Origin of the sequence: Enterobacter sp. MALB-1 (genome assembly GCF_041021625.1) — a bacterium.
Classification (GTDB): Bacteria; Pseudomonadota; Gammaproteobacteria; order Enterobacterales; family Enterobacteriaceae; genus Enterobacter; species Enterobacter oligotrophicus.
Window position 1 is genome coordinate 255917 of record NZ_JBDPJL010000001.1, and the last position, 14858, is coordinate 270774.

8 protein-coding genes, 2 rRNA genes and 1 pseudogene are annotated in these 14858 nt (G+C 54.0%); 8 read left to right on the forward strand and 3 right to left on the reverse strand.

All coding sequences use genetic code 11. The features are described from left to right. Nucleotides 1-15: 15 nt before the first annotated feature. The 4 genes from ABGB15_RS01230 to birA all read left to right on the forward strand — a co-directional run bounded on the left by ABGB15_RS01230 (nt 16) and on the right by birA (nt 5222). A 23S ribosomal RNA gene (locus ABGB15_RS01230) occupies nt 16-2920 on the forward strand. Between the two features lie 64 nt (nt 2921-2984). Then, nucleotides 2985-3100, forward strand: a 5S ribosomal RNA gene (rrf, locus tag ABGB15_RS01235). A 134-nt stretch (nt 3101-3234) separates the two neighbouring features. Next, nucleotides 3235-4263, forward strand: coding sequence for a UDP-N-acetylmuramate dehydrogenase (gene murB, locus ABGB15_RS01240; RefSeq protein ID WP_215723547.1), 1029 nt, complete (start codon nt 3235-3237; stop codon nt 4261-4263). Next, nucleotides 4260-5222: a bifunctional biotin--[acetyl-CoA-carboxylase] ligase/biotin operon repressor BirA gene (gene birA / locus ABGB15_RS01245; RefSeq protein ID WP_152082637.1), complete on the forward strand. Its 963-nt coding sequence runs from the start codon at nt 4260-4262 to the stop codon at nt 5220-5222. Before murB ends, birA begins: the two co-directional genes overlap by 4 nt. A 36-nt stretch (nt 5223-5258) precedes the next feature. Here the strand turns inward: birA and bcsG are convergent, their stop codons facing one another. Genes bcsG through bcsE form a run of 3 tightly spaced genes read right to left on the reverse strand, consistent with a single transcriptional unit; the run spans nt 5259 to nt 8684 of the window. Then, a complete protein-coding gene (gene bcsG / locus ABGB15_RS01250; RefSeq protein ID WP_215723546.1) occupies nt 5259-6938 on the reverse strand; it encodes a cellulose biosynthesis protein BcsG in 1680 nt (559 codons plus the stop codon). Further along, entirely contained in the window at nt 6931-7125 is a 195-nt protein-coding gene (gene bcsF, locus ABGB15_RS01255) for a cellulose biosynthesis protein BcsF (protein ID WP_152082635.1), read from the reverse strand. The genes bcsG and bcsF overlap by 8 nt, the downstream gene beginning before the upstream one ends. Continuing rightward, nucleotides 7122-8684 (reverse strand): cellulose biosynthesis c-di-GMP-binding protein BcsE, encoded by a 1563-nt coding sequence (bcsE, locus tag ABGB15_RS01260; protein ID WP_215723545.1) that lies wholly within the window; start codon nt 8682-8684, stop codon nt 7122-7124. The genes bcsF and bcsE overlap by 4 nt, the downstream gene beginning before the upstream one ends. Nucleotides 8685-8857: 173 nt before the next feature. Here bcsE and bcsR point away from each other — a divergent pair. The 4 genes and pseudogenes from bcsR to bcsB all read left to right on the forward strand — a co-directional run. Next, a pseudogene (gene bcsR / locus ABGB15_RS01265) lies at nt 8858-9054 on the forward strand (cellulose biosynthesis protein BcsR); the annotation flags it as partial. Nucleotides 9055-9057: 3 nt separating this feature from the next. Then, a complete protein-coding gene (gene bcsQ / locus ABGB15_RS01270) occupies nt 9058-9810 on the forward strand; it encodes a cellulose biosynthesis protein BcsQ (RefSeq protein WP_152082632.1) in 753 nt (250 codons plus the stop codon). Next, nucleotides 9807-12422 (forward strand): UDP-forming cellulose synthase catalytic subunit, encoded by a 2616-nt coding sequence (bcsA, locus tag ABGB15_RS01275; RefSeq protein ID WP_152082631.1) that lies wholly within the window; start codon nt 9807-9809, stop codon nt 12420-12422. Before bcsQ ends, bcsA begins: the two co-directional genes overlap by 4 nt. Before the next feature lie 10 nt (nt 12423-12432). Continuing rightward, nucleotides 12433-14856, forward strand: a complete 2424-nt coding sequence (bcsB, locus tag ABGB15_RS01280; RefSeq protein WP_215723544.1) for a cellulose biosynthesis cyclic di-GMP-binding regulatory protein BcsB — start codon at nt 12433-12435, stop codon at nt 14854-14856. Nucleotides 14857-14858 lie beyond the last annotated feature (2 nt).

A 14858-nucleotide genomic window follows, 5' to 3' on the forward strand; every position in this document is an offset into this window, starting at 1 on the left:
ATCTTCGGGTTGTGAGGTTAAGCGACTAAGCGTACACGGTGGATGCCCTGGCAGTCAGAGGCGATGAAGGACGTGCTAATCTGCGAAAAGCGCCGGCGAGGTGATATGAACCCTTGACCCGGCGATGTCCGAATGGGGAAACCCAGTGTGTTTCGACACACTATCGTTAACTGAATACATAGGTTAACGAGGCGAACCGGGGGAACTGAAACATCTAAGTACCCCGAGGAAAAGAAATCAACCGAGATTCCCCCAGTAGCGGCGAGCGAACGGGGAGCAGCCCGGAGTCTGAATCAGCGTGTGTGTTAGTGGAACGGTCTGGAAAGTCCGACGGTACAGGGTGATAGTCCCGTACACGAAAATGCACATGCTGTGAACTCGAAGAGTAGGGCGGGACACGTGGTATCCTGTCTGAATATGGGGGGACCATCCTCCAAGGCTAAATACTCCTGACTGACCGATAGTGAACCAGTACCGTGAGGGAAAGGCGAAAAGAACCCCGGCGAGGGGAGTGAAAAAGAACCTGAAACCGTGTACGTACAAGCAGTGGGAGCCTACTTGTTAGGTGACTGCGTACCTTTTGTATAATGGGTCAGCGACTTATATTCTGTAGCAAGGTTAACCGAATAGGGGAGCCGAAGGGAAACCGAGTCTTAACTGGGCGTTAAGTTGCAGGGTATAGACCCGAAACCCGGTGATCTAGCCATGGGCAGGTTGAAGGTTGGGTAACACTAACTGGAGGACCGAACCGACTAATGTTGAAAAATTAGCGGATGACCTGTGGCTGGGGGTGAAAGGCCAATCAAACCGGGAGATAGCTGGTTCTCCCCGAAAGCTATTTAGGTAGCGCCTCGTGAACTCATCTTCGGGGGTAGAGCACTGTTTCGGCTAGGGGGCCATCCCGGCTTACCAACCCGATGCAAACTACGAATACCGGAGAATGTTATCACGGGAGACACACGGCGGGTGCTAACGTCCGTCGTGAAGAGGGAAACAACCCAGACCGCCAGCTAAGGTCCCAAAGTCATGGTTAAGTGGGAAACGATGTGGGAAGGCACAGACAGCCAGGATGTTGGCTTAGAAGCAGCCATCATTTAAAGAAAGCGTAATAGCTCACTGGTCGAGTCGGCCTGCGCGGAAGATGTAACGGGGCTAAACCATGCACCGAAGCTGCGGCAGCGACACTATGTGTTGTTGGGTAGGGGAGCGTTCTGTAAGCCGTTGAAGGTGGCCTGTGAGGGTTGCTGGAGGTATCAGAAGTGCGAATGCTGACATAAGTAACGATAAAGCGGGTGAAAAGCCCGCTCGCCGGAAGACCAAGGGTTCCTGTCCAACGTTAATCGGGGCAGGGTGAGTCGACCCCTAAGGCGAGGCCGAAAGGCGTAGTCGATGGGAAACAGGTTAATATTCCTGTACTTGGTGTTACTGCGAAGGGGGGACGGAGAAGGCTATGTCGGCCGGGCGACGGTTGTCCCGGTTTAAGCATGTAGGCGGAGGTTCCAGGTAAATCCGGTACCTTTTTAACGCTGAGGTGTGATGACGAGGCACTACGGTGCTGAAGTGACAAATGCCCTGCTTCCAGGAAAAGCCTCTAAGCATCAGGTAACATCAAATCGTACCCCAAACCGACACAGGTGGTCAGGTAGAGAATACCAAGGCGCTTGAGAGAACTCGGGTGAAGGAACTAGGCAAAATGGTGCCGTAACTTCGGGAGAAGGCACGCTGATATGTAGGTGAAGCCCCTGCGGGTGGAGCTGAAATCAGTCGAAGATACCAGCTGGCTGCAACTGTTTATTAAAAACACAGCACTGTGCAAACACGAAAGTGGACGTATACGGTGTGACGCCTGCCCGGTGCCGGAAGGTTAATTGATGGGGTTAGCGGCAACGCGAAGCTCTTGATCGAAGCCCCGGTAAACGGCGGCCGTAACTATAACGGTCCTAAGGTAGCGAAATTCCTTGTCGGGTAAGTTCCGACCTGCACGAATGGCGTAATGATGGCCAGGCTGTCTCCACCCGAGACTCAGTGAAATTGAACTCGCTGTGAAGATGCAGTGTACCCGCGGCAAGACGGAAAGACCCCGTGAACCTTTACTATAGCTTGACACTGAACACTGGTCCTTGATGTGTAGGATAGGTGGGAGGCTTTGAAGCGTGGACGCCAGTCTGCGTGGAGCCGCCCTTGAAATACCACCCTTTAATGGCTGGTGTTCTAACGTGGACCCGTAATCCGGGTTGCGGACAGTGTCTGGTGGGTAGTTTGACTGGGGCGGTCTCCTCCCAAAGAGTAACGGAGGAGCACGAAGGTCAGCTAATCCTGGTCGGACATCAGGAGGTTAGTGCAATGGCATAAGCTGGCTTGACTGCGAGCGTGACGGCGCGAGCAGGTGCGAAAGCAGGTCATAGTGATCCGGTGGTTCTGAATGGAAGGGCCATCGCTCAACGGATAAAAGGTACTCCGGGGATAACAGGCTGATACCGCCCAAGAGTTCATATCGACGGCGGTGTTTGGCACCTCGATGTCGGCTCATCACATCCTGGGGCTGAAGTAGGTCCCAAGGGTATGGCTGTTCGCCATTTAAAGTGGTACGCGAGCTGGGTTTAGAACGTCGTGAGACAGTTCGGTCCCTATCTGCCGTGGGCGCTGGAGAACTGAGGGGGGCTGCTCCTAGTACGAGAGGACCGGAGTGGACGCATCACTGGTGTTCGGGTTGTCATGCCAATGGCACTGCCCGGTAGCTAAATGCGGAAGAGATAAGTGCTGAAAGCATCTAAGCACGAAACTTGCCCCGAGATGAGTTCTCCCTGACTCCTTGAGAGTCCTGAAGGAACGTTGAAGACGACGACGTTGATAGGTCGGGTGTGTAAGCGCAGCGATGCGTTGAGCTAACCGATACTAATGAACCGTGAGGCTTAACCTTACAACGCCGAAGATGTTTTGGCGAAGAGACGATATTTTCAGCCTGATACAGATAACAGAATTTGCCTGGCGGCTGTAGCGCGGTGGTCCCACCTGACCCCATGCCGAACTCAGAAGTGAAACGCCGTAGCGCCGATGGTAGTGTGGGGTCTCCCCATGCGAGAGTAGGGAACTGCCAGGCATCAATTAAGTGAAGAGGCCATCCGGAAGGATGGCCTTTTTGCGTTTCAGGACATTCCTCGTTTCCATAAACTAATCACCTATCCCATCGTATATACGGTAAACTATCCCGGTTTTTGCATCAGGATAGCGTCTATGAACCACTCCCTTAAGCCCTGGAATACCTTTGGTATTCAACGGAATGCTAATCAAATTGTACGTGCCGATAATGCTCAGCAATTGCTGAACGCATGGCAAAACGCAACAGAAAACGGTGAACCCGTACTGATTCTGGGCGAAGGAAGCAATGTCCTGTTTCTCGATGATTTTGCGGGGACCGTGATCGTCAACCGCATCATGGGAATTGATGTTAAAGAGAGCGCAGACAGCTGGCATCTGCACGTGGGAGCCGGAGAAAACTGGCACCAACTGGTGCAATACACCCTCGAAAAAGGGATGCCGGGTCTGGAAAACCTTGCGTTGATACCGGGATGCGCCGGATCGTCACCCATTCAAAATATCGGTGCCTACGGCATCGAACTGAAACACGTCTGCGAATACGTTGACTGCATTGAATTAGCGACGGGAAACGCTCAGCGTTTAACCGCTGAGCAGTGCCGCTTCGGCTATCGCGACAGTATATTCAAACACGAATATCAGGATCGCTACGTCATTGTGGCCGTCGGCCTGCGTCTGGCGAAGCAATGGAAACCGATCCTCACCTACGGTGATCTCGTCCGTCTCGATCCGGCAACTGTTACTCCACGCGAAGTGTTTGATTCCGTTTGTCATATGCGCATGACTAAACTCCCCGATCCAAAAGTGAACGGAAATGCGGGTAGCTTCTTCAAAAATCCGGTCATCAGCAGCGAAAATGCGAAAGCGTTTCTCACCGGCTGGCCAACGGCTCCCCATTACCCTCAGGCGGATGGCTGCGTTAAGCTGGCTGCGGGTTGGCTTATCGATCAATGTGAATTAAAAGGGACTACAGTGGGTGGCGCTGCGGTTCATCGCCAGCAGGCACTGGTACTGATTAACCAAAACAATGCGACCAGCGATGATGTTGTGAAGCTGGCGCATTATGTTCGCCAGCGTGTGGGTGATAAATTCAACGTCTGGCTGGAGCCTGAAGTGCGCTTTATTGGCCGCACGGGTGAAGTCAATGCCGTGGAGGCAATCGCGTGAAGGACAATACTATCCCCTTAACCCTGATCGGCATTCTTTCGGATGGTGAATTCCATTCTGGCGAGCAATTGGGTGAACAATTGGGTATGAGTCGTGCCGCTATCAACAAGCATATTCAGACTCTTCGCGACTGGGGCGTGGATGTGTTCACGGTGCCAGGAAAAGGGTACAGCCTGCCAGATCCCATTCAGTTACTGAACGAAGAGACGATTCGCAGTCAGATTGGGTATGGCAATGTCGCCGTCCTGCCGGTCATTGATTCGACTAACCAGTATCTTTTGGACCGTCTGAGCGAACTGAAGTCTGGTGACGCATGCGTAGCCGAGTATCAGCAGGCTGGTCGCGGCCGTCGTGGTCGTAAGTGGTTCTCGCCGTTTGGGGCCAACCTCTATCTTTCCATGTACTGGCGTCTCGATCAGGGGCCAGCCGCAGCTGTTGGCCTGAGTCTGGTGATCGGCATTGTCATGGCCGAAGTGCTGCAGGATCTGGGGGCCGAAAAAGTACGGGTTAAATGGCCAAACGATCTGTACCTGAACGATCGTAAACTTGCGGGTATTCTCGTCGAACTTACCGGAAAAACGGGTGATGCAGCTCAGATCGTTATTGGCGCGGGGCTGAATATGGTGATGCGTAATGTGCAGAACGATGTCGTGAATCAGGCCTGGACTAATTTGCAGGAAGCGGGGATCACAATTGATCGCAACACCCTTGCAGTTCGTATGATCAACGAGTTGCGCAGTTCACTGACGCTCTTTGAGCAGGAGGGGCTTGCTCCGTTCCTGTCTCGCTGGAAAAAACTGGATAACTTTATCAATCGACCGGTGAAGCTGCTGATCGGCGATAAAGAAATTTATGGCATTTCCCGCGGCATTGATGCGCAGGGGGCATTACTTCTGGAGCAGGATGGAACCATTAAGCCCTGGGTGGGCGGTGAAATCTCACTAAGAAGCGCGGAATAAAAAAGGGAGCCAGTCTGGCTCCCTTTTTTAAATCTCTTACTGCGGATACGGCACCCAATCGCCGCCGTTCAGGCGAACATAAGGTTTGTTCTGGTACTGGATCACGACTGCATTGGCGTTTTCCGATACCTCTGCCGTTTGCGGCAGGCCGCTGGTGAGCTGGTCCCAGTTGACGCTATCTTCCACAAACAGCTTGCCGTCTACCGCGCGGGCAACCAGTTCTGAAATCGCCAGATAACTGCCTGGCTGTTCGATCTCAATTGGTGCCCCCTGATGTGGAGCCTTCATGCCGAAGAACTTTATCCCGGCAGGCACGTTGGTAATGGACGGGCTTGGGATATCACGCAGGCCGGAAACCTGCATTCTGTCGCCTTTCAGCGCACCGCCGTGCTCCGGCACGACCACCACCATCACTTTACGACCGGATTTTTCCAGCTCGGTAAAGAACGCATCCAGCTCATCAAAGAACTTCTGCGCGCGCACTTTGTAGTCTGCCGTTTTGCTCACACCAGGATAATGGTTACCGTCGTGAAGCGGCAGAGTGTTATAAAACGTCGCGCTGCGCGGGTTACTGTCTTTCTCAATGGTCTGAAGCCAGCGCTGCAGTACGGCAGTATCATCGTAGACAGGAGAGCCGTCAAAGCCCAACAGCGTAACCGGCAGGCCGGTCTGGTCCATCAGCGGTGCCTGCATACCACCTTCTTCACGCACTTCTTTCAGGAAGTTACCAAACTGACCGTTATGGCCCAGCATCAGGTGCTGCGTGAAACCGAGTCGGGACAGATTATCAAACAGATAGCACTGGTTTCCTGCTGGCTGGTAGAGGTTTTTATGCGAAGACTGACCACAGCTCGCACGCAGCAGGCGAATCGCTGCCGGGCCACTGTACGAGGTGGCCGAGTTAAAATCTTTAAACTGAATATCGAAGTGCGCCCACAGTGGGTGCGACATTAAACCAGCCGCCTCCACGTCCGCCCAGGAGAGGGAGCAGATGTTAATGACCAGCAGCTCAAACGGTTGGGCATCGGCAGGCAACGCGTCCGGGAATTTGGTCTGACGCTTTTCTTCCGCAGTGTAGAAGCTGGAGAGCCACGCATTCAGATTCGTTGAGGTCGGCGGTGCGGTTTGCGTTGGGATATCTCCCACAACAGGCGTATCACCCGCAGTCGCAACGGTTGCGGCGGCAGATCCTCCCGTGGTGGTGACCGTTGTGGTCGGTTGACCGGCAGGCCACAATGAGAAGCTCGGGCCAGCCAGCGTCAGCACATTCAGCCAGACCATAATAGCGACGACAAACACCGTGATGCGAATCCACTGAGACAGGAAGAGCCAGGCTACCAACAGCACAAATACTGCGCCAATCATCTGCCAGTTAATAAAACGCTCAACTAAATCAAGGATATAATCGCTACTGAAGCCCGCGACCTGCGAACCCTGGCTCATGATGCTTTCCGGGCCAGGCAGCCAGGTGTCATGCCAGAATAAGGCAAAGCCAACCGGAATCGCGATCCAGTGGCGTAAACGGTGCAGTTTGATGTTTGGAACAGGCATCAGCAGGAATGCCATAAACACCAGATTGAGGAGCGGGTGGAAATTAAGGTAGCCCGCCCACAGCAGACCAAACTTCACCAGAAAGTAGAAGTTCCAGCCGGAAAGGCCGCGCCAGTATTGCCAGAGCGGCGATGGTGCCGAAGTGGTAAAGGTAGAATTAGTCATGTTTTCGGTTTGCCTTGACGTTCGGATCGCGTGTCAGTGTTCCGGCTGGTTTAATGTAGCGAGGTTTTACAAACAGCACTCTGGCCGTATCGCGGATACGACGCAGTGAATGGCGAGCATAGTAGCCGAGCGGGAAAAAAATCAGCGCGCAAAGTACCACCAGTTGAATAATATCGCTGATATTCATAATGATGCGCCCTCCTGCTGCTCTGATAATAAGCGCAGTGGCTCGGGAACCCGACGCCAGACATGCCCGTCGTGCTTCGCATTGAGGATGGGGTTGAAATCACTCGTCATGGGTAACGGTTTCGCCCACTGCTCTGGTGCCAGCGTGCGCATCTGAACCAGTTCTGCGCTAATCAGACTATCTTCGAACCAAATCATGCGGTTAGAGAAGATATCTCCGGTAGGGAGGGGGAAGATATGGTTGAGGGCGGTATCAAGATCGTTCACCCGGCAGAAGGATAAAAACAGCACCAGCCGGTTATCGCCAATCGTCATAATGTCTCCGGTACGATTCGGGCGACATAATGTAAGCGCCTGCTCAACGCGGATACCCGGCACAGGACGCAGGGCGACCATGACGCCTTTTCCGTCTGCGGGCAGCAGTGTATTGCTCATCATATTGCTGACCGCATCGCAAAAGGTGTCCCATTTTTGATAGCCACGCAGTTTCATCGGTTGCGTCATTGAGAGCAGGGGGCCGATCTCTTCCGGAACATGACGATTAAACAGCTGCCCCTGGATGCTTTCGATAAGCGTCAGGCAGCGCGACAGCGGCGCGTTCCACGGTATAACCATATTTGCCCCGCAGCCCAGCAGCAGACGCTCGTCTGTCGCACGCAGGCTGGTATTGTTTTCACGCACCACAATTTTCAAGGCGCTACCGCGCTGGCGGCGTAACGTGTGAATTTGTCTCGCCAGCGTTTCGATTTGGTTATTTTGCATTAGAGAGAAAACAATGGTCGCCGCCTGTGTTGTACGGGCTTCATTAAATAAGGCTTCATTAGTTTCATACAGTGACCAGTTTTCAGAAAGCGCAGGCGCACCTTCTAATACCGCAATATGGCTGAGAATACGCTTTTCATCGCTGCGTGGCTGAACTACCGTTTCTTCCTGTCGGGCGACATGCCATTCGCCTTCGATATGTTTGAGAGTGAGTTGCTGTCGCGCACTGACTCCTTTTTCATTGCACCAGAACGCAATATCGTAAAGATAACTGTCAGTCTGGTCATGGATACTCGCCAGGCCGAAAAGAGAGCGATATTCACCCATTAACAGTGAGAAATGCTTGTCATTATTACTGCCAGGGTTAACGATCAAAAGCGTGAGATTTTGATTCCTTGCCCATTTATTGATCCTTCCTAACCAGTGCAGCAGTTTTTCGGCAGGGATATTTTGTAAGGCGTTATTTGCGCATTTAAAAATCAGTAAATAGTGATCCGGATCAATTGAGCACTGAATATCGCGGGGCAAAAAGTATAGACTATCTGTTTCCGCTGGCATGGAAAACAATCGTACCGTCTTTGGCCCCCGATCATTTTCAAGTCTGATGATTTTCTTCGGCGCTTCGCCCATTGTAATGACGGCCACGCGGGAATCCTTATCCTGCGCGGCGATCGTTTGGTTAACCAGACTGATGGCGTCTTCATTGCGATCCGTATTAATCCACCAGACTCCTCCGACTGGCATGTGGCGCAATTCGTCCCATAATGACTGGATGCCAATAGAAAATATGGAGTCCACGGTGTCCCTCTTTTCGTCGAATTTAGCTGTATCTCAGTTTACTAGCGAAAGCGTAGAAATAAACCTAACATTGAAATTAAAGAACATCAGATTTAGCATGTAAATGAAATTTCGTGGGCAGGATGCCTCGCTACATCTGAGCGTGTGATTTTATTCAAAGGGATGAAATAAGAATGCATAATAACGAACCCGGACCGCCGGTCGACTCTAGCCTGGGTTACACATTCCAAAACGATTTTCTGGCGCTTAAGCAGGCTTTCTCATTGCCTGAAATAGACTATACCGATATTTCCCAGCGGGAACAGTTGGCTGCGGCTATTAAACGCTGGCCGCTATTAGCTGAATTTGCCCAACAACAATAAGGAAGCCATTGATGGCCATACTAGGATTACAGGGCGTCCGTGGTGGAGTGGGTACAACATCCATCACTGCGGCGCTGGCGTGGTCATTACAGCTATTAGGCGAATCGGTGCTGGTGATTGATGCATGCTCCGACAATTTGCTGCGCATGTCTTTTAACGTTGATTTCTCACGCTCAGAGGGATGGGCTCGCGCGCTGCTTGATGGTAAAGACTGGCAAGATGCGGGCCTGCGTTACACATCTCAACTCGATCTGCTGCCTTTTGGTCAATTGACCACAGAAGAGCGCGAGAATGCGCTTACACATCAACATGTACTTACGCAATTCGCTCATGCCCTGCAGCAGCTGAAGGAAAAAGGCCACTACCAGTGGATACTGCTGGATCTGCCGCACGGCGTGGACCCGTTCACTCGCCAGCTGATCGCCCAGTGCGACCATATCCTCTCTATCGTGAATGTGGATGCGAATTGTCATATCCGCTTGCATCAGCAGGCATTGCCCGCAAATGCCCATATTCTGATTAACGATCTCCGCATCAGCAGCCAGATCCAGGACGATCTGTATCAGATTTGGTTACAGAGCCAGCGCCGTCTGCTGCCAATCGTGATCCATCGAGATGAGGGGATGGCGGAATGTCTCGCCTCCAAACAACCGCTGGGTGAATATCGTAGCGATTCGCTGGCAGCAGAAGAGATCCTGACGCTGGCAAACTGGTGTCTGCTGCACTACGCCGGACACCCGGAGCCAGCAGGGAGCGCGGTATGAGTCGTCTGTCGACCTGGTTACTCATTCCCCCGGTCAGTTCGCGTTTAAGCGAACGCTATCGACATTACCGGCGGCACGGTGCATCGTCGTTGAGCGCCGCATTCGGTTGTTTCTGGATGATCCTGGCCTGGATGTTCATTCCCCTCGAACACCCACGCTGGCAGCGCATTCGTGCGCGGCACGGTGAGCTATACCCGCACATTAATCCTGACCGTCCCCGGCCTCTCGATCCTGCACGCTATGCTATTCAGGCCGTCTGGCTGGTTGTGACATCGCCCCGAATGGAAAAATCCCGGCCCCGCTGGCGCAGTTTTGATCGTGCCCAGAATTTACGCGAACGCTACCATCAGTGGCTGGACAGGTTGCCCGATCGCGTAGGCGATAAAACCGGTCATCTGGATAACCACAAAGAGCTCGGGCATCTGCATCCGGGCTTACGTCGTTTTATTCTCGGGGTGATTGTCGTCTTCTCGCTTATTCTGGCGCTGGTGTGTATTACGCAGCCCTTTAACCCGCTGGCACAGTTCATCTTCCTGATCCTGCTGTGGGGCGTGGCGCTGTTAGTACGGCGAATTCCGGGGCGTTTTTCTGCCCTGATGCTGATTGTGCTGTCGCTCACCGTCTCCTGCCGCTACATCTGGTGGCGTTACACCTCGACGCTAAACTGGGATGATCCGGTCAGCCTGGTGTGCGGTTTGATTTTGCTGTTCGCAGAAACCTATGCGTGGATCGTCCTGGTGCTGGGCTACTTCCAGGTTATCTGGCCGCTCAACCGTCAGCCGGTTCCGCTGCCAAAAGACACCACCCAGTGGCCCTCGGTCGATCTCTTTGTGCCGACCTATAACGAAGATCTGACGGTGGTGAAAAATACCATCTATGCGGCGTTGGGCATCGACTGGCCGAAGGATAAACTCAAAATCTGGATACTGGATGACGGTGGCCGCGAAGAGTTTCGTCAGTTCGCACAAAGCGTTGGCGTGGAGTATATCGCCCGTACCAGCCACGAACACGCCAAAGCAGGTAACATCAATAACGCACTGAAATATGCCACGGGAGAGTTCGTCTCCATCTTTGACTGTGACCACGTGCCGACGCGCTCGTTCCTGCAGATGACGATGGGCTGGTTCCTGAAAGAGAAACAACTGGCAATGATGCAGACGCCGCATCACTTCTTCTCGCCGGACCCGTTTGAACGCAACCTCGGGCGTTTCCGTAAAACGCCTAACGAAGGCACCCTGTTCTATGGCCTGGTGCAGGACGGGAACGACATGTGGGATGCCACCTTCTTCTGCGGCTCCTGTGCGGTTATTCGTCGTAAACCGCTGGATGAAATTGGCGGTATCGCCGTCGAAACGGTGACCGAAGATGCCCATACTTCGCTGCGTTTGCACCGCCTTGGCTATACCTCGGCGTATATGCGCATTCCGCAGGCGGCGGGTCTGGCCACGGAGTCACTCTCGGCGCATATCGGCCAGCGTATCCGTTGGGCGCGCGGCATGGTACAGATTTTCCGTCTTGATAACCCGCTGTTGGGTAAAGGGCTGAAGCTGGCGCAGCGTCTGTGCTACGTCAACGCCATGTTCCACTTCTTGTCCGGTATCCCGCGGCTCATCTTCCTCACCGCGCCGCTGGCGTTCCTGCTGCTTCACGCCTATATCATCTACGCGCCCGCGCTGATGATTGCGCTGTTTGTTCTGCCGCACATGATCCACGCGAGCCTGACCAACTCGAAGATCCAGGGCAAATACCGCCATTCGTTCTGGAGTGAAATCTACGAAACGGTGCTGGCCTGGTACATCGCGCCGCCGACGATGGTGGCGCTGATTAACCCGCACAAAGGCAAGTTCAACGTCACCGCGAAAGGTGGGCTGGTGGAAGAGGAGTATGTCGACTGGGTGATCTCCCGTCCGTACATTTTCCTGGTGCTGCTCAATATCGTTGGCGTGATCGCCGGTATCTGGCGTTACTTCTACGGCCCTGAAAACGAAATCCTGACGGTGTTCGTGAGTATGGCATGGGTGTTCTACAACCTGATTATCCTCGGCGGCGCAGTGGCGGTTTCTGTGGAGAGTAAGCAGGTTCGCCGCGCGCATCGCGTTGAAATCAGCATGCCAGCGGCGATTGCCCGTGAAGATGGCCATCTCTTCTCCTGTACCGTCCATGACTTCTCGGACGGTGGCGTCGGCATCAAGATCAACGGCCAGGCGAAGGTGCTGGAGGGGCAGAAGGTTAACCTGCTGCTCAAGCGCGGTCAGCAGGAGTATGTCTTCCCGACGCAGGTTGTGCGTGTGTCAGGTAATGAAGTGGGTCTGCAACTGATGCCGCTGACCAAAAAGCAACATATTGATTTTGTGCAGTGTACGTTTGCCCGCGCGGATACGTGGGCTCTCTGGCAGGACAGCTTCCCGGAAGATAAACCTCTGGAAAGCCTGCTGGACATTCTGAAGCTGGGGTTCCGTGGCTATCGTCACCTTGCAGAATTTGCCCCGTCGTCGGTGAAATTAATTTTCCGGTCACTTACTTCACTGGTTTCCTGGGTCGTGTCGTTCATTCCGCGTCGTCCTGAGCGGGATGAAGCGAAGCAGGCGGACCCGGTTATGGCTCAACAATGATGATAACGCGATGAAAACAAAACTTTCCTGGTTATGTGCAGTGGCAATGGGGATGAGTGCGCTTCCCCCGATGATGGCTAACGCAGCCCCTGAAAACGCGGCGGCCACGCCTGCTCCAACGGTGCCTGTCGTCGCGCAAGCGACTGACCCGGTTGTGACTGCAGCGCCGGGGCAAACGGAAAACGTTGTCCCGAATCAGCCGACGGCGGGGAATACCTTGCCACCCGACCAGCAGGTTGTCGGGCAGGTGATGCCGGGCGTACGTGGTACCAGTGCGCCTGTCGTGGCGGAAAATATACCGTCACGGGAGGTGAAGCTCACCTTCGCCCAGATAGCGCCGCCTCCGGGCAGCATGGTGCTGCGTGGCATCAACCCTAACGGAGGGGTTGAGTTTGGTATGCGTAGCGATGAGGTGGTATCGAATGCGGTGTTGAACCTGGAATACACGCCATCACCGTCTTTGTTGCCCGTTCAGTCGCAGCTCAAGGTCTACCTCAATGATGAGCTGATGGACGTTCTGCCGGTCACCAAAGAGCAACTGGGTAAGAAAACGCAGGCTCAGGTGCCGATCAACCCGTTGTTCATCACCGACTTCAACCGCGTCCGTCTGGAGTTTGTCGGTCATTACCGTGACGTGTGTGAAAACCCGGCCAGCAGCACGCTGTGGATGGACGTCGGCCGTAACTCCTCGCTGCAGATGACTTACCAGTCGCTGGCGCTGAAAAACGATCTCTCGGCCTTCCCGGTACCGTTCTTTGATTCGCGCGATAACCGTCCGTTAACGCTGCCTGTGGTGTTTGCAAGTGCCCCGGATGTAACTGAACAGCTGGCGGCCACCATTGTGGCGTCGTGGTTTGGTTCCCGCTCCGGCTGGCGTGGACAACGTTTCCCGGTCATGTACGACAAAATGCCGGATAAAAATGCCATCGTGTTCGCCACTAATGCGAAACGTCCTTCTTTCCTGCGCGATCATCCGGACGTCAAAGCGCCGACCGTGGAAATGATCAGCCACCCGGATAACCCTTACGTCAAGCTGCTGGTGGTCTTTGGCCGTGATGAGAAGGACCTGATTCAGGCGGCAAAAGGTATTGCCCAGGGGAATATCCTTTTCCGTGGCAGTAGCGTGGTTGTGGATGAGGTGAAACCGCTGCTGGCGCGCAAACCTTATGACGCGCCGAACTGGGTACGCACCGATCGAGCCATCACCTTTGGCGAGCTGAAAACCTATGAAGAGCAACTGCAGTCAACGGGGCTTGAGCCGTCGCCAATCAGCCTGTCGCTGAACCTGCCGCCTGATTTGTACCTGCTGCGCACTAACGGGATCGATATCAACCTCAATTACCGTTACACCGCGCCAGCGACGAAAGACAGTTCGCGCATGGATATCAGCCTGAACAACCAGTTCCTGCAATCTTTCAGCCTGACCAGCAATCAGGAGACCAACAGGCTGATGCTCCGTCTGCCCGTGCTGCAGGGGCTGCTGGACGGCAAAACCGACGTCTCTATTCCGGCGCTGAAGCTGGGCGCGATAAACCAGCTGCGCTTTGACTTCCAGTATATGAACCCGATGCCCGGCGGATCGGTGGATAACTGCATCACCTTCCAGCCGGTACAAAATCATGTGGTGATTGGCGATGAATCCACGATTGATTTCTCGAAGTATTACCACTTTATTGCGATGCCGGATCTGCGCGCGTTTGCCAATGCCAGCTTCCCGTTCAGCCGCATGGCTGACTTGTCTGACACCATCGTCGTGATGCCAAAAGCGCCAAATGAAGGTCAGGTCACAACCCTGCTGGATACGATGGGGACTGTCGGTGCGCAAACCGGTTTGCCAGCCATTAACGTCACGCTCACTGACGATGGCAGCCAGATCCAGAACAAAGATGCCGATATCATGGTCATCGGCAACATTCCGGAAAAACTGAAAGATGACAAGCGTATCGATCTGCTGGTGCAGGCTGCCCAGTCCTGGGTCAACACGCCGCTGCGTCAGACGGAGTTTCCGAGCATCATGCCGGACAGCGGCGATCGGCAGGCCAACGTTAAAACCAGCGTCAGCTCGTCTGGCCCGATGGCCGCGATTGTCGGCTTCCAGTCACCTTACAATGAACAGCGCAGCGTGATCGCGCTGCTGGCGGACAGCCCGCGTGGCTATGCGTTGTTAAACACCGCCATGAACGACAGCGGTAAGCGTGCGGCAATGTTTGGTTCGGTGTCGGTGATCCGTGAATCGGGCGTGAACAGCCTGCGCGTAGGCGATGTGTACTATGTCGGACATCTGCCGTGGTTTGAACGTCTGTGGTATGCACTGGCGAACCATCCGGTGCTGCTGGCTGTTCTGGCCGCTATCAGCGTTGTGTTGCTGGCGTGGGTGCTGTGGCGTCTGCTGCGTATCATCAGCCGTCGTCGTCTGAACCCGGATGATGAGTAAGC

Coding starts and splice junctions, on each gene's coding strand:
- murB (WP_215723547.1), top strand. CDS start 3,235: ATGAACCACTCCCTTAAGCCCTGGAATACCTTTGGTATTCAACGGAAT.
- bcsG (WP_215723546.1), bottom strand. CDS start 6,938: ATGACTAATTCTACCTTTACCACTTCGGCACCATCGCCGCTCTGGCAA.
- bcsF (WP_152082635.1), bottom strand. CDS start 7,125: ATGAATATCAGCGATATTATTCAACTGGTGGTACTTTGCGCGCTGATT.
- bcsQ (WP_152082632.1), top strand. CDS start 9,058: ATGGCCATACTAGGATTACAGGGCGTCCGTGGTGGAGTGGGTACAACA.
- bcsA (WP_152082631.1), top strand. CDS start 9,807: ATGAGTCGTCTGTCGACCTGGTTACTCATTCCCCCGGTCAGTTCGCGT.
- bcsB (WP_215723544.1), top strand. CDS start 12,433: ATGAAAACAAAACTTTCCTGGTTATGTGCAGTGGCAATGGGGATGAGT.